The sequence below is a fragment of the Streptomyces sp. NPDC056161 genome (genome assembly GCF_042268025.1).
Taxonomy (GTDB): Bacteria; Actinomycetota; Actinomycetes; order Streptomycetales; family Streptomycetaceae; genus Streptomyces.
In genome coordinates this window covers 22,911-41,261 of sequence record NZ_JBHJUV010000002.1, presented here as the reverse complement: position 1 = coordinate 41,261, position 18,351 = coordinate 22,911, and the positions used below count along the sequence as shown (strand labels likewise).

General features: G+C 73.3%; 18 protein-coding genes. 9 read left to right on the top strand and 9 right to left on the bottom strand.

The features are described 5' to 3' along the window. Positions 1–163: 163 nt before the first annotated feature. Both ACFC09_RS02150 and ACFC09_RS02145 read left to right on the top strand, forming a co-directional pair. Positions 164–1,321: a YihY/virulence factor BrkB family protein gene (locus ACFC09_RS02150; protein WP_376522911.1), complete on the top strand. Its 1,158-nt coding sequence runs from the start codon at positions 164–166 to the stop codon at positions 1,319–1,321. Between the two features lie 159 nt (positions 1,322–1,480). Further along, complete coding sequence (locus ACFC09_RS02145) at positions 1,481–2,167, top strand: helix-turn-helix domain-containing protein (RefSeq protein ID WP_376522909.1); 687 nt, start codon at positions 1,481–1,483, stop codon at positions 2,165–2,167. Here ACFC09_RS02145 and ACFC09_RS02140 read toward each other — a convergent pair. Then, positions 2,150–2,551, bottom strand: a complete 402-nt coding sequence (locus ACFC09_RS02140) for a VOC family protein (protein WP_376522906.1) — start codon at positions 2,549–2,551, stop codon at positions 2,150–2,152. The genes ACFC09_RS02145 and ACFC09_RS02140 overlap by 18 nt on opposite strands. A 202-nt stretch (positions 2,552–2,753) precedes the next feature. Further along, positions 2,754–3,005, bottom strand: coding sequence for a hypothetical protein (locus ACFC09_RS02135; protein ID WP_376522904.1), 252 nt, complete (start codon positions 3,003–3,005; stop codon positions 2,754–2,756). 338 nt (positions 3,006–3,343) lie between these two features. On the opposite strand from ACFC09_RS02135, the gene ACFC09_RS02130 reads away from it, so the two are divergent. Both ACFC09_RS02130 and ACFC09_RS02125 read left to right on the top strand, forming a co-directional pair. Next, positions 3,344–4,207 carry an oxaloacetate decarboxylase gene (locus tag ACFC09_RS02130; protein ID WP_376522903.1) on the top strand — a complete coding sequence of 288 codons (864 nt, stop codon included), beginning with the start codon at positions 3,344–3,346 and terminating at the stop codon, positions 4,205–4,207. Next, positions 4,204–4,485, top strand: coding sequence for a hypothetical protein (locus ACFC09_RS02125; RefSeq protein WP_376522901.1), 282 nt, complete (start codon positions 4,204–4,206; stop codon positions 4,483–4,485). Before ACFC09_RS02130 ends, ACFC09_RS02125 begins: the two co-directional genes overlap by 4 nt. Before the next feature lie 390 nt (positions 4,486–4,875). On the opposite strand, the gene ACFC09_RS02120 is transcribed toward ACFC09_RS02125, so the two are convergent. Then, entirely contained in the window at positions 4,876–6,246 is a 1,371-nt protein-coding gene (locus ACFC09_RS02120) for an aldehyde dehydrogenase family protein (RefSeq protein WP_376522899.1), read from the bottom strand. Between the two features lie 163 nt (positions 6,247–6,409). After that, positions 6,410–6,847: a GFA family protein gene (locus ACFC09_RS02115; RefSeq protein ID WP_376522896.1), complete on the bottom strand. Its 438-nt coding sequence runs from the start codon at positions 6,845–6,847 to the stop codon at positions 6,410–6,412. A gap of 254 nt (positions 6,848–7,101) precedes the next feature. On the opposite strand from ACFC09_RS02115, the gene ACFC09_RS02110 reads away from it, so the two are divergent. Beyond that, positions 7,102–8,085 (top strand): helix-turn-helix transcriptional regulator, encoded by a 984-nt coding sequence (locus ACFC09_RS02110; RefSeq protein WP_376522895.1) that lies wholly within the window; start codon positions 7,102–7,104, stop codon positions 8,083–8,085. 58 nt (positions 8,086–8,143) lie between these two features. On the opposite strand, the gene ACFC09_RS02105 is transcribed toward ACFC09_RS02110, so the two are convergent. Then, entirely contained in the window at positions 8,144–9,196 is a 1,053-nt protein-coding gene (locus ACFC09_RS02105; RefSeq protein ID WP_376522892.1) for a LacI family DNA-binding transcriptional regulator, read from the bottom strand. Between the two features lie 533 nt (positions 9,197–9,729). Between ACFC09_RS02105 and ACFC09_RS02100 the strand changes: the two genes are divergently transcribed. After that, positions 9,730–11,301 carry a carboxylesterase/lipase family protein gene (locus tag ACFC09_RS02100; RefSeq protein ID WP_376522889.1) on the top strand — a complete coding sequence of 524 codons (1,572 nt, stop codon included), beginning with the start codon at positions 9,730–9,732 and terminating at the stop codon, positions 11,299–11,301. 208 nt (positions 11,302–11,509) lie between these two features. On the opposite strand, the gene mmuM is transcribed toward ACFC09_RS02100, so the two are convergent. After that, entirely contained in the window at positions 11,510–12,436 is a 927-nt protein-coding gene (mmuM, locus tag ACFC09_RS02095) for a homocysteine S-methyltransferase (protein WP_376522887.1), read from the bottom strand. 881 nt (positions 12,437–13,317) lie between these two features. Here mmuM and ACFC09_RS02090 point away from each other — a divergent pair. From ACFC09_RS02090 to ACFC09_RS02080, 3 genes are all read left to right on the top strand, one after another. Continuing rightward, on the top strand, positions 13,318–13,791 hold the full coding sequence (locus tag ACFC09_RS02090) for an HPP family protein (RefSeq protein WP_376522885.1): 474 nt from the start codon (positions 13,318–13,320) through the stop codon (positions 13,789–13,791). A gap of 210 nt (positions 13,792–14,001) precedes the next feature. Then, on the top strand, positions 14,002–14,940 hold the full coding sequence (locus tag ACFC09_RS02085) for an isocitrate lyase/phosphoenolpyruvate mutase family protein (RefSeq protein WP_376522883.1): 939 nt from the start codon (positions 14,002–14,004) through the stop codon (positions 14,938–14,940). 110 nt (positions 14,941–15,050) lie between these two features. Next, positions 15,051–15,482, top strand: coding sequence for an NUDIX hydrolase (locus ACFC09_RS02080; RefSeq protein ID WP_376522882.1), 432 nt, complete (start codon positions 15,051–15,053; stop codon positions 15,480–15,482). Here the strand turns inward: ACFC09_RS02080 and ACFC09_RS02075 are convergent. From ACFC09_RS02075 to ACFC09_RS02065, 3 genes are read right to left on the bottom strand one after another with little or no spacing between them, the layout of a single operon-like run. After that, entirely contained in the window at positions 15,463–16,191 is a 729-nt protein-coding gene (locus ACFC09_RS02075) for a hypothetical protein (RefSeq protein WP_376522880.1), read from the bottom strand. The two genes, ACFC09_RS02080 and ACFC09_RS02075, sit on opposite strands and share 20 nt — an antisense overlap. 37 nt (positions 16,192–16,228) lie before the next feature. Beyond that, the gene (locus ACFC09_RS02070) at positions 16,229–17,614 is read right to left on the bottom strand and encodes a hypothetical protein (protein ID WP_376522879.1); all 1,386 of its coding nucleotides are present in this window, start codon (positions 17,612–17,614) and stop codon (positions 16,229–16,231) included. Between the two features lie 60 nt (positions 17,615–17,674). Continuing rightward, positions 17,675–18,283: a TetR/AcrR family transcriptional regulator gene (locus tag ACFC09_RS02065; RefSeq protein ID WP_376522876.1), complete on the bottom strand. Its 609-nt coding sequence runs from the start codon at positions 18,281–18,283 to the stop codon at positions 17,675–17,677. Between the last annotated feature and the right edge of the window lie 68 nt (positions 18,284–18,351).

Genomic DNA, 18,351 nt, shown 5'->3' with positions numbered 1-18,351 from the left:
GTCTGCGAACCTATCCCGGGGCGACGGCGGGGGGCACCACAGTGACACAGGGGGCGCCGCTCGGCGCCCTGTCCGGGCGGCGCACGCCCGCGGCTCTCCCCGGAAGGTCGCCCGCGCTCCGCCCGGAAGGTGAGGGGGCGTCGTACGGCGATACCTTTGGCTCGTGCAGCCAGCCAGTGAACCCCCTGAGCAGCCCACCGGGCGCTTCCACCGGGCACGTGCCCTCTACCGGAACGTTTCCATGCGGCGGACCGTCTGGCTGCTGCTCAAGGACACCGTCAACTCCTGCCTGGAGTACCGCATCCTGGGCCTGGCGGCCGAGGCGGCGTTCTTCACGCTGCTGTCGGTACCGCCGCTGCTGCTCAGCCTGATCGGGCTGCTCGGCTACGTCGACGACTGGACCGGCGCGGACACCATCCAGAGCCTGGAGACCAATCTGCTGGACGCCTCCCGCACCGTCCTGTCGGACAAGGGGGTGAAGGAGATCGCGGAGCCGATCCTGCACGACGTGATGCAGGGCGGCCGGCCCGACGTCATCTCCATAGGCTTCCTGTTCGCGCTGTGGTCGGGTTCGCGCGCGGTGAACGTCTTCATCGACACGATCACCGTGATGTACGGCCTCGACGGCGTCCGGGGCATCGTCCGCACCCGGCTGATGGCCTTCCTGCTGTTCATCGTGGCGCTGGTGATCGGCTCGGTGGCGCTGCCGCTGACGGTGGCCGGGCCGGACGCGGTGGTGCGGGTCCTGCCGTGGTCGGAGACGGTGGTGCAGGTCCTGTACTGGCCCGTCGTGATCGTCCTGTCCATCGTCTTCCTGACCACGCTGTACCACGTCTCCGTGCCGGTGCGTTCGCCGTGGATCGAGGACGTGCCGGGCGCGCTGGTGGCCCTCGCGATGTGGGTCCTGGGCAGCTTCCTGTTGCGCATCTACCTGACGCACACCATCGAGGGCGCCACGATCTACGGATCCCTGGCCGCCGCGGTGGCGGTACTGCTGTGGGTCGGTGTGTCGGCGTTCGCGGTGCTCGTCGGCGCCGCCGTGAACGCCGCGATCGACCGGGTCTGGCCGGCCGCCTCCACGGCCGCGGCCCGCGCCGCCAACGAGCGGGTGCGCAAGGCCCAGGTCGCCGAGTACGTGGCCTGGGCCGCCACGGTCGGCGCCCCCGACGACCCGGACGACCCCGACATGCCGTCCGAGTTCCCGGAGCGCTGGTCCCGCTTCCTGCCGCCGGAGGACGTGACGGCGAGGCTCCGTACGCATGCGAAGCACGCCCAGCAGCCGCACAAGGCGAACGGCACCACCGCCCCACCGGACAAGTGACGCCCGCTGCCTGCCGTACGCCGTCCGGGCCCGGCCCCGCCGCGTCCCGCCGGGCCGCCCTCCGGTCGGCCTGGCCGGCCTGGCCGGTGCGGCCGGGCCGGGCGAGGTCCGGGACCGGTCGGCGGGAGCACCGCACCCGCCCGGCGTAGCCTGGCGTACGTGTACGAGGAGCGGGCGTCCCGGCTGGCCGGTGCGGTGGTGTGGCGGATCACCCCGGACGGTGCCGTCGCCGCACCCGTGCTCCCCGACGGCTGCATGGACCTGCTGTGGAGCGAGGGACGGCTGCTGGTCGCGGGCCCGGACACCCGCGCCCACCCGCCCGACGGCCCGGCCCGCCGCTGGGCGGGCCTCCGCTTCCGGCCGGGCACCGCGCCCGCCTTCTTCGGCGTGCCGGCCCACGAACTGCGCGACCGGCGGGTGGAGTTGGCCGACCTCTGGCCCGCCGCGCGGGTGCGCCGGCTGGGCGCGCGCGTCGACATGGCGGCCGACCCGGCGACCGCGCTTGAGGAGATCGCCCTGGAGCGCTCGGCCGGCCTGCCGCCGCCCGAGCCGTTCCTCGCGCCCCTGGTCGAGGCCCTGGACGCGGGCCGACCGGTGGCCGCCACCGCCGACGAACTAGGACTCGGCGCCCGCCGGCTGCACCGCCGCAGCCTGGCGGCCTTCGGCTACGGCCCGAAGACACTGGCCCGTGTCCTGCGGCTGCAACGGGCCCTCGGACTGGCCCGGTCCGGGGTACCGCTCGCCGAGACCGCGGTCCGTGCGGGCTACGCCGACCAGCCCCATCTGGCCCGCGAGGTGAGGGAGTTGGCGGGGATGCCGCTGGGGCGGCTACTCGGCGGCGGTTAGCGGAGCGAACAGGTCGACGGCGTTGCCGTCCGGGTCGTGCACGGTGGCGTACCGCTGCCCCCAGAAGGCGTCCCACGGCTTCAGTTCCCCGTGGTACCCGGCGCCCACCAGGTCCTGGTACAGGGCGTCCACCTCGGCCGGCGAGCCGCACCGGAAGGCGAGCGAGACCCGGCCGCCGCCGACGGGAGGCCGCCAGCCTGGGTGGAAGGAACGGACGGTCTCCTCGGTGTCCAGGGCGAAGGTCAGCCCGCCGGGCAGTACGGCCTCGACGTGCGGCTGCTCCTCGGCGTCCGCGGGGAATTCCAGGCCGAGGCGACGGTAGAAGGCGAGCGAGGCGGCGAGGTCACAGACGACCGCGCCGATCAGGGCGAAGCGTGGTTCCATACCGTCACCGTAGGCGGCGTCCGGACCACCGGTCTTGAACGAATCGGACGCCCTGCGAGAACGCAGAAGACGCCGTCTCGCCCCTGCCCTCCCCCGTTCCTGCCGCTGTCCTGCTCCGTTCTGCTCCGTCCGGTCCCGTCCCGTCCTGCCCTGTTCCGTCCTTTGCCCTGTTCTGTCCTGCCCCCTCCCGTCCCGTCCTGCCTCAGTCGAAGGCGACCGGCCCTCGGGGCGTGTCCACCGTGAAGGACAGCGCCACCGGGCCCTCGGCAAGGGCGAGTCCGGTGCCCAGAACGGTCAGCAGCGGGTGGATCGCGTCCGGATCGGGCGCGGTGGCCGAGACCGCCGGCAAGGGGGTGACCGGCAGGCCGGTCCGCCGGGTGAAGTCGGCGACCGCCGACGCCAGGTCCCAGGTGGCGAGGACCAGGTGGTCGAGGAGGGGCGGGACGGCATTCATTCCGGCCGACGCCAAGGGCCCCGTGGGTCCCGTTCAAGGTGCGCCGCGGAGAAAGCCACGGCGTGGACGGACGGCAATCGCGCCGGGGAGGACGGCTGGGCCACTCGGGGCAACTTCGCCGCCCCGCCCGCCGCGGCGGGGTACGCGGCCCCGGCCACCCCTCGTACCTGGGCTCGGACACCGGCCGGACGGCCCTGTCGACAGGCCCAGTGACGTTTCTGCGGTGAAACGGATCCGCCATTGGGGTGAGTAAAGCGCGCGCACGGAGAGGGTCACGTGAATACATAGACATCCTCTTGTCCTGGTAAAGGACATACCCCCATGGGAGGAGCCAGACCGTGACTTACGGGACCCAATTGCGTGAGCAGATCGCTGCTGAAGGGACGACTCCGCTGATCGGCGTGTACGACATGTACTCGGCATCGATCGCGGCCAAGCACTACGACGGGATGTTCGTCTCGGGCTTCGGCTTCGCGGCCTCGTACTACGGCCTGCCGGACATCGGGTTCATCGCCTGGCCGGACATGGTCGCGTTCGTCCAGCGGCTGCGGGGCGCGTTTCCGCGCCACCACCTGCTGGTGGACATCGACGACGGCTACGTGGACCCGGAGGTCGCCTGCCACGTCGTGGAGGGGCTGGAGCGGATCGGTGCCTCGGGCGTGATCCTGGAGGACCAGAAGCGGCCGCGGCGTTGCGGACACGCCGAGGGCAAGCAGGTGCTCCCGCTGGAGGAGTACCTGGAGAAGCTGGAGAAGGTGCTGGAGACCCGCCAGGACCTGGTGGTGGTGGCCCGTACGGACGCCACGGACGAGCACGACATCCTGCACCGGGCCGAGAAGCTCGCCGCGACCGACGCCGATGTCGTCCTGGTCGACGGGGTCCGCAGCGTGGAGTGGATCCGCCGGATCCGTGAGGTCGTCGGCGGCAAGCCGCTGCTGTTCAACCAGATCGCGGGCGGCAAGTCGCCCCGGCTGTCGTTGGGCGAGCTGACCGACCTCGGTGTGGACGTCGCGATCTACAGCACGCCGTGCCTGTTCGCGGCCCATGAGGCGATGGATTCCGCGCTCGCCGGCCTGAAGGCGGCCGACGGTCGGCTGCCCGAGGTGGACGCGGCGAGCGGGGTCGGCGTCAAGGCGTCCACCCTGCTGCTGGAGAAGAACATCGCACGCGAGCGGCGGCAGCCCGAGGGCGTGGGCGTGTGACGCGATCCGTACCCACGTTGCGGACTGCGACGGTGATCGCCGCGGCGTTCCTCGGGGCAGCCGCCGCGCCCGCGGCGGCGGGCGGGCCCGAGGGCGCAGTCAAGGGCGGCAGCCTGATCACCGTCCTCGACAACTCGCAGGCCGACTCGATCCTGGAGGTGGACCGCACGGCGAACCTCCAGACCGGCCGTGGCACCGCGGGCAGCGACCACGACGGCAGCGCCGTCGACGCCATCCAGGCCCTCATGGGCGAGGACGCCTCGGCCGACGAGGACTGATCCGGCCTCGTCGGCCGGTCGACGGCCGGGCCCCCGACCCACGGGCGCCCGGCCGGTGGCACCCCGTCCCGTTCGGCTCGTGGCACCGCGTCCTGTTCGGCTCGTGGCACCGCGTCCCGTTCGGCTCGTGGCACCGCGGCCTGCCGCCGACGGGCCCCGGCAGGCGCCCGCCGAAGCCCCGTTCTTGGGTAAGCGTCCGCCGATGTCTCGCCCTTGGGCACGCGCCCGCCGAAGCCCCGTCCTTGGGCAAGCGTCCGCCGACGTCTCGCCCCTGGGCAGGCGCCCGCCGAAGCCCCGTCCCTGGGCGCGCACCCGTCGAACCGCCCTCCCCGGCGGGCATCCGCCGAAGCGGCGTGCGCAGGCGGGCAGTACCCGCCCCCGTTGCGCGGGCTACGGTGCGACCCTCACGAGCTTGCGGTTGAGGAATTCGCCGATGCCCAGTTCCGACAGTTCACGTCCGAACCCGGAGTTCTTGACCCCGCCGAAGGGCAGGCTGGGCGAGTCGGCGAAGCAGGAATTGATGTACACCATTCCGGCCTCGATACGAGTCGCCACCTGCCGGGCATGCTCGACGTCGGCGTCGAAGACGTAGCCGCCCAGGCCGAACCTGGTGGCATTGGCCACCTCGATCGCCTCTTCCTCGCTGTCCACGACGTAGAAGGACAGCACCGGCCCGAACGCCTCGTCCTGGTAGAGCGGGTTGTCCGGGCCGATGTCCGTGACGATCGTCGGTTCGAGGAAGAACCCGGGGCGGTCGACGCGGTTGCCGCCGTGGACGATTCGGGCTCCCGCGGCCTTCGCGGTCTCGATCTGCCGCAGCAGCACGTCCAAGGCGCGTTCACTGGACACGGGGCCGACGAGGGTGGCCTCGTCCTTCGGATCACCCACCCTGATCGCGGCGAAGCGTTCCTTCAGCGCGGCCAGCATCTCCTCGCCCCGGTCCCTGCCGACCACGATCACGCGCTTGATGTTGACGCAGCCCTGCCCCGAGTTGTAGGTGCGTCCCATCACGACCTGTTCGACCGCGTGCTCCAGCGGCGCGCCTTCCAGGATCAACGCGGGGTCGCTGCCGCCGAGTTCCAGGACCGCCTTCTTGAGGTTGCGGCCGGCGCGTTCGCCGACCGAGGCCCCGGCCCGCTCGCTCCCGGTCAGGGTGACGCCGCGTACCCGGAAATCGTCGATCAGCCGGGCGATCTGCTCGATGCCGCAGAAGAGATTCGCGTAAGCCCCTTCCGGGGCTCCCGCCTCCTCGAAGAGTCGGGCGAAGGCCAGGGCGCACTGCGGCACGCTCTCGGCGTGCTTCAGCATGACCACGTTGCCCGCGACGAGTTGGGACGCGGCCACCCGGGCCAGCTGGTAGTAGGGGAAATTCCACGGTTCGATCGCCAGGATGACGCCGATGGGCTCGGCGGTCAGCTTCGCGCCGGGCTCGCCGGGCAGTGACCGCTCCGCGAGGAATTCCGCCGCGTGCTCCGCGTAGTAGTCCAGGATGTCGGCCACCAGATCCACTTCGAAGTAGCCGAAACGGGTGACCTTTCCCATTTCCAGGGTCAGGTATTCCACGTATTCATCCCGCTTCTCGCGGAGGATCCGGGCGGCGCGGGCGACGATCCGGGCCCGTTCCGCAACCGGCCTGAACCGCCAGTCCTCACGGTAGAGCCGGTCCGCGGTGGATAGCGCCGCAAAGACTTCCTCATCCGACTGCTGCGGGAACTCCTTCACGAGTTCACCGGTGGCCGGGTTGATCGTACGAAAGCTCATGATCTGTTCCTCTTCCTCTTCCTCTTCCTTTTCCTCTTCCTGGCTTTTCCTGCCGGCCCTTCCCGGTGCGAAGGCCGTGGGTCCCGTCGTGGCCTCAGCCGCCGCCGGGCTCCGGCCCACGCGGCACCGCCCGCTGACAGGCGTCACCGCTCGCCGACTGCCGTCACCGCGCGTCGCCGTCGAACCTCGCTCGGCCCGGGGCAGGTTCGAGCCAGTCCTGGGCTCGGCGCCACCACACCTCGGCGGACGGCTTCAGGCCCGTGGGGTCGTCGAGGGTCCCCGCCTTGACGATCACGAGATCGGGCCGTTCGTGAAGGAGCGTCAGGATCGGAGTGCCGCACTCGCCGCAGAAAAGCCGGTCCCGCGGGTTGCCGTTCTCCGCTCCGACGGTTCGGTAGGACTTGGGTGTTCCCGTGATTTTCAGTGCATCGCGCGCCACCAGGACGTTCACCGAGAACGCCGCGCCGCTGTGGCGCTGGCAGTGACCGCAGTGGCACAGGACGACGGTCTCCGGCTCGGCGTCGAATCGATAGCCGACCGAGCCGCACAGGCAGTGACCGGTACGCGCACCGCGGACGGGCGCCGGATCGATGTCGGTCATGTGAGGGTCTCCCTTGTCTGGTTCGCCGGACTGTTTTTCGGTTCGCTGCGTTGCGCCGCCCTCGGACGGCTCTTTCGTGCGCGGTGCCGCCGCCGCGTTCCGTGCGCGCGTCCGGTCCTCTGGGGGCACACCGAGCGTGCTTCGGGCGTCCGCCGTCAGCCAGACACCCGGTTCAGCTACGTCTCGGGTGGCTATCACTGGCAGGGACAGGCTGAGCCGCGGACCGCGAGGGACACCCGAGGGATACTCGACACATGGCAACCCATCGCGCCGGGCGCGTCGGACCGTCGGCCGCCGCGGAACCGGCTCCGGTGTCCGACCCGGGGCGGGGGCTCGACCCGCGCGTGGAGCTGGGCGAGTTCCTGCGCACCCGCAGGGCCCGCCTCAAGCCGGCCGACGTGGGGCTCACCGACCACAGCCGCCGACGCCGGGTACCGGGCCTGCGGCGGGAGGAACTGGCCCAGCTCGCCGGAGTCTCCGCGGCGTACTACACGCGGTTCGAGCAGGGCAACGCCCGCAACGTCTCGCGCGAAGTGCTGGACGCGATCTCCCGGGTGCTGCGGCTCTCCGACGCCGAGCACGCCCATCTGCTCGGCCTGGCCCGGCCGGGGCGGCACCGGCAGCGGCCCACGCCGGCGCGCATGCAGGTCCGGCCCGCGGTGCGAGAGCTGCTGACGGCGATGGAAGGCGTACCGGCGTACGTATGGGGCCGCCACACCGATGTGCTGGCGTGGAACCAGACCGCCTCCGCCCTCTTCGGGGACTGGGCGGCCCGTGCTCCGCAGGACCGGAACTGGGCCAGGATCACCTTCCTCGACCCGGCCTCCCGGACGCTGTTCGCGGACTGGGAGGCCAAGGCGTACGACGTGGTGGGGCAGCTGCGGCTGGGCGCCGACCCACAGGCGGACGACTCGCCCCTCGCGTCGCTGATCGGCGAACTCTCCGTGCGGAGCGAGGACTTCCGCAGGCTGTGGGCCGCCCACGACGTCAAGAAGAAGACGCACGGAACCATGCGTTTCTCGCATCCGCTGGTGGGCGAACTGACGCTGCGTTACGAGACTCTCGCGGTCCTCGGCGACCCGGAGCAGAAGCTGACGGTCTACCATGCCGAGCCCGGTTCGCCGTCGGAGGAGGCGCTGCGCCTGCTGGCCAGTTGGGGAGCGGACGCCTCACGGGAGCGCCCGGACGACCCGGCCGACCTCGCCGCCCCGGAACGCGGCACGCGCCGCCCCGACTGACGCTGCGGCGGTGGGTTCAGTGTGCGGGCCCCGTGGCCGGCCCGGTGCGGCAGGCGGGTCAGCGTCCGGGGCCGGGTCGGATGGCCGTGCTCGTGCGGGGGACGAGGCGGGTCGGCAGTTCCGTGCGCGTTCCCGCCAGGCGTTCGCCACGCGTCATCCGTACCAGCAGCCGCAGGGCCGTCGTCGCCATCTCCACCAGCGGCCGGTGGACCGTGGTCAGCGCCGGGACGGCCCAGCGGGCCTCGGGCAGGTCACCGAAGCCGACCACGCTCAGGTCGTCCGGCGCCCTGAGCCCGCGCTCCGCCAGCGCCTCGTGGATCCCGGGCGCCATCCGGTCCGAGCAGGCGAACACGGCCGTCGGCGGCTCGGGCAGGTCGAGCAGTTCCAGCGTGCACAGCCGGGCGCCGGTGTCGTCGGGGCCCGCATGCCGCACGTACTCGGCGTGCTGCCGCACCCCTGCCGCGGCGAGGGCGGAGCGGTACCCGGCCACCCGGGCGTCGCCGTGCACCGTGCCCGCGCGTCCGGCGAGCACGGCGATCCGCTCGTGGCCCAGCGCCAGCAGGTGCTCGGTCGCGGTCACCGCGCCCTGGCCGTCCGCCGCGCCGACCGAGACGACACCGGGCGGCGGCTGGTGCGCCGGGTCGATCAGTACGTACGGGAGGCGGCGCCGGGTCAGCCAGGAGTACTGGGACGGGGACAGCCCCGGCAGGTGGAACAGCACCCCGCAGGAGCCGCGCGCGGCGGCCCGGTCCAGCCAGGCGTGCTCGGCGCGACCGCTCGCGGTCCGGTCCGGGACGGCGGACACCACCACCTCAAGACCCGCCTCGTGCGCCGCCTCCGCCACCCCGCGCAGCACCGGTCCCGATCCGGGGCCGTCCAGTGACTCCAGCACGAGATCGACCAGACGGGGCGGCCCGGCCGCCTCGAAACGGGATCTGCGCACGTAGCCGAGCCGGTCCAGCGCCTCGGTCACCCGGCGGCGGGTCTCCGGCGCCACGTCCTTGCGGCCGTTGACCACCTTCGACGCGGTCGGCACCGACACGCCCGCCTCGCGGGCCACCATCGCCAGCGTCGGACCGGCCGCCGCGCTCGCGCTCCCCGTACCGACCATCGTCGAACCAGCCTCTCCGGCCCGCCCGAGGGCCAACGAAAGGTGCGGCCGACGCCGCCTCCGCGGCCTGCCAGAACATCATCGAGAAAGCGCTTGCTACGAGAGCTGTGACTCAAGACGACGCGAAGACAAGGGAATTCGCGCAAACATCGGCGATGGAAGTCGCGATCACGAGGTATCGAACTCATGATCACGGGGGTGTCGAACTCGTGATCACGGAGGCGATGAAGGCGTGATCGCAGAGCTGGCGGACCCGCGATCACGGAGGGTGGGGCTCGTGGTCGTCGCGGTCTCCGACGTCGGCGGAGGCGTCGGAGCGGGCGTCGGAGCGGGCGTCGGCGGTCCCGGGGCGCGGGAACGGCGAACCTGAAGCGGGCGCAAACCCACCGGACGGCGCACCGGCGTACGCCGAACAGCCCTCCGGGCGCTGCGCGACCCCGGAATACCGGCGGACGCTGGAGTGCTCTGATGTCACGGTGAAAGCGCTTGAGGACGACCGGTGCAAGCGCACGGCGGGAGGAGCTGGTGGGCGGATGACGGCAGACCAGGCGGGCCCCGTGGCCGACACGCCGTACGGTGCGGTACGCGGCAGACACGAGCGCGGTGTCGCGGTGTTCCGCGGCATCCCCTACGCGGCCCCGCCCTTCGGGCCGCGCCGGTTCCGCCCGCCCGAGCCGCCCGAACCCTGGGACGGCGTGCGCGACGCGGGCTCCTTCGGGCCGACCGCGCCGAAACCGCCGTACGCGGAGGCGTTCGCCCGCTATCTGTCCGACCCGGCCGTCCCCGGCGACGACTGCCTCAATCTCAACATATGGACCCCGGACCCCGGGCGAGGCGCCCGGCTCCCCGTCCTGGTCTGGCTGCACGGCGGCGCCCTGACCAGGGGTTCGTCCGCAGTGCCGGTGTACGACGGGCATGCCTTCGCCCGTGACGGCGTCGTCCTCGTCTCCGTCAACTACCGGCTGGGTGTCGAGGGCTACGGGCTGTTCCCGGACACGCCCGCCAACCCCGGACTCCGCGACCAGCTGGCCGCGCTGCACTGGGTGCACACCGCCATCGCGGCCTTCGGCGGCGACCCCGACCGGATCACCCTGGCCGGGCAGTCGGCCGGAGCGATCAGCATCGGCGCGCTGATCGCCGCCCCGCAGGCCCACGGGTTGGTGCGCCGGGCGGTCCTGCAGAGCGGCCCGCCCGAGGTCGTGGAACGGGACAAGGTACGGCGCATGGTGCGCCGGATGGCCACCCGGCTGAAGGTGCCCGCCACCGCCGAGGGCTTCGCCGCGGTCGACCGGGGCCTCCTGCTGCGCACCCAGGCCGAGGTGGGCCGGCTGAGCAGCCCGGTCCTTGGCGGTCCGGCGTTCGGGCTCGTCGTGGACGGCGACGTCGTCCCGCGCGACCCGCTGGAGGCGCTGACCGAGGGCGGAGTGGCGCGGGACGTGGACCTGCTGCTCGGCTGGACCCGCGACGAGTACCGGCTGTGGCTGGTTCCCGGCGGCCTGATGGACCATGTGGACCGGCTCGGCCCGGTGGCGCTGGCCGGTGCCATGGCCCGCTGCCACTGCGGCCCCGAGGTCCCGCGCGGCTACCGCGCCCTCAACCCCGGAGCCCGTACCGCCGAGGTCGTCGGCCAACTGGTCACCGACCATCTGCTGCGCCGCCCGCTGCACCGGTTGGCCGACGCCCGCCCCGGCACCTCGTACGTCTACGAGTTCGCCTGGCCCTCCAACCTTCCGGACCTCGGCGCCTGTCACGCCCTCGAACTGGGCTTCGTGTTCGACACCGGCGACATCCCCGAGTCCCGCAAACTCGCGGGCGAGGGCGGCCCGCAGGAACTGTCCGACCTGATGCACGCGGCCTGGGTGCGCTTCGTCGCCACCGGCGACCCCGGCTGGCAGGCATGGGACGACACCCACCCGGTGCGGATCCTCGGCGACGGCGACCCGCATACCGCCCACGGCCCGCGCGACGCGGAACTCGCCCTGTGGACCGCCGGCAGCGGCGCCCGCGGCTCGGCCCCCGTCGACGGCACGTCGGCCACGCGCGGCACCGAACTGGCCTCCGCCGTACGCCGACTGCGCCGCACCATGGCAGCCCGACTGCACTGAGCCCGTCTGTACTGAGCCCGACTGCGCTGAGACCGTCAGCACTGAGACCGACTGGGCTGGGATCGGCCGCATTGGGATCGACAGCATTGGGATCGGCCGGGTTGGGATCGGCCGGGTTGGGACCGGCCGCATTGGGATCGGCCGGGTTGGGACCGGCCGTAGGGAGACTGTCCCCACCGAGGCCGCCTGCGCCGGGATCGGCTGCGCCTCAGCCTGCTTCCAGGGTCCGGGCGATCGACGCGATGGTCCGCGGTCCCACCCGGCAGCAGCCGCCGATCAGCCGGGCGCCCGCGTCCCGCCACGCCGAGACCCGCTCGGCGGCGAAGGTGGCACGGCCGTCCCAGGCGCGGGCCGCGGCGTCCCAGGACTCGCCGCTGTTGGGATAGGCGACGACCGGTTTGCCGGTGACCCGGGCGGCGATCCCGACCGCCCGGTCGACGTCCTCGGGCGCGCAGCAGTTCACGCCCACCGCGATCACCTCGTCCGCGTCCGCGGCCAGGGCGAACGCCTCCGCCAGCGGTTGTCCGGCCCGGGTGCGCTCCCCGTCGACGCTGTACGACAGCCAGACGGGCACGCCGAGTCCGCGCACCGCCCGCAACAGGGCCGCCGCCTCGTCGGCGTCCGGGACGGTCTCCAGTGCCAGCACGTCCGGGGCGGCCCCGGCCAGCACCTCCAGGCGCGGGCGATGGAAGCGTGCCAGCTCCGCCACGCTCAGCCCGTACCGGCCCCGGTACTCGGAGCCGTCCGCGAGCATCGCCCCGTACGGTCCCGCCGACGCGGCCACCCACAGCGGGCGCGTGATCCCCTCGTCGCGGGCGCGCCGTGCCGCGTCCCGGGCCAGCCGCACGCTGTCGGTGAGCAGCCGGGCCGCCTGCCCGCGGCCGATCCCGCGGTTTGCGAAGCCCTCGAAAGTGGCCTGGTAGGAGGCGGTGGTGGCGACGCTCGCGCCCGCCCTGAAGTACGCGAGATGCGCCGTGGAGATCGCCTCCGGCCGCTCGACCAGCAGCCGTGCCGACCACAGTGCGTCGGCCAGGTCGTGCCCGGCGGATTCGAGCTGGTTGGACAGACCGCCGTCGAGCACGACCGCACCGGCCCCGAGCGCTTCGGCAAGCCGCGGTGAGCTGTCGCTGGTCATGCCTCGACGCTAGCCGATGCCACCGGCGGACGGCCCGAGTGCCGAGTGCCCGAGTGCCCGAGGTCGACGACGGGCCGTGGCCCCTCGGCCACGCACCACCGACCGGCCGTGGCGGCAACGCCACCAGCCCGGTCACCACACCGGACCATTCCCATCCCCAGTTTCCGCCTGACCCCCTGACCCCCTGACCCCCTGACCCCCTGACCCCCTGACCCCCCTGACCGCCTGACCCCCTGAACGCCCGCCCAGCCGCCTGACCGTCTGTCCCCGGCCCGCCACCCACCCGATACAGGACTTGCCGCACCCGATCCCGAACTGCCGCCACTCGACCTGGAGTTGCCCCTACCCGATACCCGACTACCCTGCGCGGCGAGCGAGTCAGCCGACGCGGCCCCCGAGCCGACGCCGCGGAACACCCCCACGGCGAGTCGATAAAGGTCCTCAATCGCTCGATAAGTGGAGGATCTTGGACAGGATCCGGTCCACGACGTCAGGATGCCGGGCGTGATCCCCGTCTTCACGGACGACGAGCCGCGTGGGCCGAGAGCGGGGATGTTTCCGAGGAGTTCGCGTGCTGATTCCGAGCGCCCCGCAGACTTGCGCCCCGCCCGGCAGTCCAGAGACCACTTCGTACCCGTTCCGCCTGACCCTCAGTCCGACCCCGACCCCGACCCCGACCCCGACCCCGACCCCGACCCGGACCACGCCCCCGACCCCGACCCCGATTCCGACTCGGGCTGTGGGCAGCCTCCTCCGCTCCGCGGCCGTCGGTCTCCCGTCCGGGCGAGAGTGCCGGATCCATGGCGGCTGAAGCGTCCGGAACAACACAAACCGTCGACGCGCCGGTCCACCCACCGAAGCGATCCCGGCCGCGCAGATGGATGTCCGACGAACCACGGCCGCCCCGGGGCAGGGTCGCCGCGTCGGCCGTCACCACGTCGGCCGGACTGGCGGTGCTGGTGGCGGTGGGCACGCTCATGCACCAGACGGTGCTGGTACCGCCGCTCGCCGCCACCACGGCGATCGTCACCGCCACCCCCGACTCGCCTCTCGCCCAGCCCCGCCACGTCCTCGGCGGCCACCTGCTGTCCTGCCTCGTCTGCTTCGCCGCGCTCGCGCTCGGTTTTCACGGTCCGTGGGCCGCCGTCGTGGCCTGCGGCATCGCGTCCGCACTCGTGCTGCTGCTCAAGGCGGCCCATCCACCGGCCCTGGCGACCGCCGTCATGATCATGCTCACGGACCCGCCTCCTGGCCACTTCGTACCCCTGCTGGCGGCCGGCGCGGTGCTGCTGGTCGTGGTGCAGATGGTCTCCGCCCGTCTGCGAGGAGAGGTCTACCCCACGTCCTGGTGGTGAGCCGACACGGCCGTGACGTCGGCCCGCCACCGCCCGCCACCGCCCGCGATCGGCCGCCGCGCCAGCCCGCGCATCGCGACCTGCCGGTCGTCACTGACCGCGGGCGGCAGGCAGGTCGGCATCAGTCGGCGGCGCGGAACGAGCCCTCGCCGACGCGATCCCACGACATTTCGGTCGGCGCCGAAGCGAACCGGGCCTAGCGTCGGCCCTATGAGCGACATCGCGCAGAAGACCGCGGCGGAAGCGGTGGTGGCGGCGGAAGCGACCATGCCGACCGTGGCGGCCGTGCCGACCGTGCCGACCATCCCGACCGTGGCGGCCGTGGAAGGGGCAGCGGGATCGTTGCCGGGACGGCAAGGGGAGACGGAGCCGGGCACAGGTCCGCGTACCAGCCGGTCCTTCGCCGCGCTCCATCACCGGCCCGGTCGACCCCTGTTGCTGCCCAACGCCTGGGACCACGCCTCGGCCGCCGCCCTCGCGGCCCGCGGATTCGCGGCGATCGGGACGACGAGCCTCGGTGTCGCCGCCGCGGCCGGGCTGCCCGACGGCGCGGCGGTGACCCGCGATCACACCCTCCGGCTCGCCCTCACCCTCGGCACCGAGCCGTTCCTGCTCTCCGTCGACGCGGAGGGCGGGTTCAGCGACGAACCCGACGAGGTGGCCGAACTGGCACGGCAGTTGTGGGCCGTCGGGGCCGTCGGCGTCAACCTGGAGGACGGGCTCGGTCCCGCGGACCGGCACGCCGCGAAGATCGCCGCCGTCAAGGCGGCCGCACCCGGCCTGTTCGTCAACGCCCGCACCGACACCCACTGGCTGGGCGACGGCACGGGCACCCGCGAACGGCTGGACGTCTACCGACGGGCGGGCGCGGACGGCGTCTTCGTACCGGGGCTGAGCGACCCCGGGGAGATCGCCGGTCTGGTGCGCCACCTCGACGTCCCCCTGAACGTCCTCTACTCGCCCACCGGGCCCACCGTGCGCCACCTCGCCGACCTGGGCGTGCGCCGGATCAGCCTCGGCTCGCTGCTCTACCGCAGGGCGCTGGGCGCCGCCCTGGACGCCATGGCGGACATCGCGGGCGGCCGCGCGCCGGACGGTACGACGCCCTCGTACGACGACGTACGGGCGCTGGAACGGCGGCCCGGATGAGAGCGGGAGCACAGCCCGGTCCCGGGCGCGCTGGTACGGTGGACGCCTTTCTGGGTATGCCTGTACGACAGACCCTTTTCGACTCGTCACCGGCGAGAGACCGAGGAACCATGGACCTGGAGATCCCCGGCGAGAGGCGCCTGGCCGCCGCCGTCGTGATGGACGAACGGGAGCGGGTGCTCCTGGTGCGCCGCAGCGAGCGCGAGCGGTTCCTGCCCCGGGTGTGGGGCGTGCCGTGCGGGAAACTGGAGCCGGGGGAGAGCCCCATGGACGGCGCGCTGCGCGAACTGAAGGAGGAGACCGGCCTGCTCGGCGAGATCGTCGGCCGGGTCGGCGAGTCCTCCTTCGTCAGCGACTACCGCGGTCACGAGGTCAAGAACTGGCAGGACAACTTCCTGGTCAGGCCGCTGACCCGGGTCGTCACCCTGCCCGAGCCGGACCAGGCCCACGCCTGGCTGGCCCTCGACGAACTGACCGGCGTCGACATCGACGACTACAACCTGGACGTCGTCCGCCAGGCCGTCACGTACACGAGCTTCTGAGCAGTTCGGCCAGCTCGTCCAGCGCCGCCAGATAGCCCCGCACGTCCAGCGGAACCTTCGCCACCGCCCCCGGACGCGGACCGGCCACCGTGAACACGTCCGTGTGCCGCCGGCGCCCCGCACCCGTCTCCAGGAACAGCGTCACCGTCGGCCCGTCCGAGTCGCACCAGGCGCGGTGCAGGGTGTGCGCGGGCAGCGCGTAGGTGCTGCCCGCCGTGTAGCGCCCCACCTGAGTCAGCCGCAGCGGCTGACGTCCGGCGGGCGCCAGCCGCCAGTCCGCCGCCCCGTCCGACAGCGTCTCCTCGTAGCGGTCCGCCGCGATCCCCTCGCCCCCGGCCTCGTACAGCTCCATCGCCAGCCGGCCCCGCACGATGCAGGAGGCCAGCGCGCAGCGGTGGTTGTGGACGTCCTCCTTGCCCGCCGAGCCGGTGCCGGGATGCCAGACGTGGGCGCGCAGCATGTGTCCGGTGCCGGCGTCGACCAGCAGGAGCTTGTCGAAGCCGAGGACGTGCCGGTACGACAGCCGGGCGCGGTCCGCCGGGTCGCCCTCGCCCGAGGCCAGCTCGGCGATCAGCTCCAACAGCCGGTAGGGGGAGCCCAGTTCGGCGACCACGGCGCGGGCCGCCCACACCCTTTGGGGTTCGGGCAGTTCACCGTCCAGGGTCTCGGCCAGCAACCGCCGTGCCGCCAGGACCTGTCGACCGCCCATGCACCCACCCTTCGGCCGCCGGGCCGGAACGACGGGTTCAGCCGTCCGGCTGATACATCCATACGGCATGCGCCCGCATCGCCGAAAGACCTTGATAGGTCATCCACATGGGACGGCGCAGCTCGGTGCCGTCGTCCCGGTCCCAGCTCCAGATGCCGTCCGTGTGCCCCGCCCACACGGCGGCGAACGCCCCGTCGAGCCGCTCCCGCCAACGCGCCTGGAGACCGTCCGCCAGCGCGACCTCGCGGGCACCCGGCGTGGTCAGGGCGCGCACCAGCCAGGACGCGGTGAAGTGCCGCACGTTCAGCACCTCGTGCCGGGCCGGGTCGTCGGTGCGCGGCCTGCGCACCTCCTCACGCAGGTTCGTCACGTCCGGGCAGACGTCGTGCCGCAGGTCGGGGCAGGCGAGCAGCCAGCGCACCCCGTCCTGCCGGGCCGCCCGCGCCGCCGCGCTCTCGCCCAGCACCCGCGCCGCCCGGTCCAGGGCGACCACGGCCTGCGCGGTGTGCAGCGCCGACGGCGGCCCGTACGGCGGACACAACCGGTAGGCCCAGCACCGCAGATGCTCCCGGCGCTCGTCGTCGAGCGCGCCGTCCACCAGGGCTTCGCACAGCTCGGGCAGGTGCGGCGAGCCGGGCGTGGCGCGCAACAGACCGCGCAGCACGGTCGTGACGACATGGGTCGAGTCCCGGCCGGCCGGGTCGAGCGCGCGGGTGAACCGCGTGGTGCACCCGGCCACCTCCGCCGCCACCCGGTCGCCCGACGACCCGGCCCGCGCCAGCGCACCGAGCACCAGCGCGGTGATCTCGGGCCGGGCCTCGGACCCCTGGGTGCGCGCCGACCAGCCGCCGTCCGGCAGCCGCAGCCGCCACAGCGTCTCCACCAGGTCGCCGGTGCTCAACCGCCCGTCGGGCACGCCCAGATCGAGCATCATGTGCAGGCCGTACGCCGTGCTGAGCGCCGTGGGCGGCGCCGCGTCGCCCTCGCCCAGCGAGTGCGACCAGCCGGTGAGCCGGCCGCGCACCGGGTCGTCGACCACGGTCACCTCGCCCACCAGCGTCTCGTACGCGGCGGCCAGCACCCCCGGCAGCGGGCCGGGCGCCCCGGCAGTCGTCCTGGCGGACACCGCGGCGGGCTGCCCCGCCCCGGCGGCCCGCATCCGCAGCAGTGCTGCCGCCAGCCAGGCCGCCACCGCCGTACCGATCCCGCTCACCCCGGCGACCAGCCACTTGGCGGGCTCCCCGCCGAGCGAGTCCGGCAACACCCCGAACAGGGCCTGGAAGACGCCGTATCCCGCCGCCGCGCAGCCCAGGCTGCCCAGCCGGCCGACGAACCGGGCGGGCGGCGAGCCCACGCCTGCCGGCGGCACCGGCCCGGCCGCCCCGGATCCCGAGGGCCCGCGTCCCAACTGCTGTTGCGACAAGGCGCGCTCCCTCCCCCGCGGCGGCACACGACACCCGCTCACACTCGCGAAAAGTCCAGTCTATGGGGTCGGCGGGACCCCGGTGCCGTCGGCGGCGGGCGCCGTCCGGGGCCAGTGCTCCAGCGCGATGTGCAGGGCGTCGACCGCCTTGTCCCAGGAGAGCTGTACGTCCCGTGGGGCGGCGAAACCGCCCGCCGACTCCAGGGCGCAGTAGCCGTGGAAGGTGCTGCGCAGCAGGCGTACGGCGTCGGTCAGATCGGGTTCGGCGAGACCGTAGGCGCGCAGCAGGCCGTAAGTTGTCTCGGCGGTGCGGCGCAGGGCGGGGGAGTCCGTGACGAGGTCCTGGTCGATCCGGATCTGGGTGGCCGCGTACCGGCCCGGCCGCTCAAGCGCGTACGACCGGTAGGCCGCGGCGAACGCGACCAGCGCGTCCTTTCCGGTCCGGCCCGCCACGGCGGCCGCGATCCGGCCGATCAGCTTGCCGCCCGCGTACAGCGCGAGCCGGGTGCGCAGCTCTCCCAGGCCGCGGACGTGCGAGTACAGGCTGGCGTCCCTGACGCCGAAGCGGCGGGCCAGCGCGGACAGGGTGACGTGCTCGAAGCCCACCTCGTCGGCCAGTTCGGCCGCCGCGGCGACGAGCCGGTCGACGGTGAGTCCTGCCCGGGGCATGCGGCGGGCGACCTCCGAATCCCTCTGTCGGCGACCGGTCGGCGCCCGGTCGGTCGGCCGAGACCGGC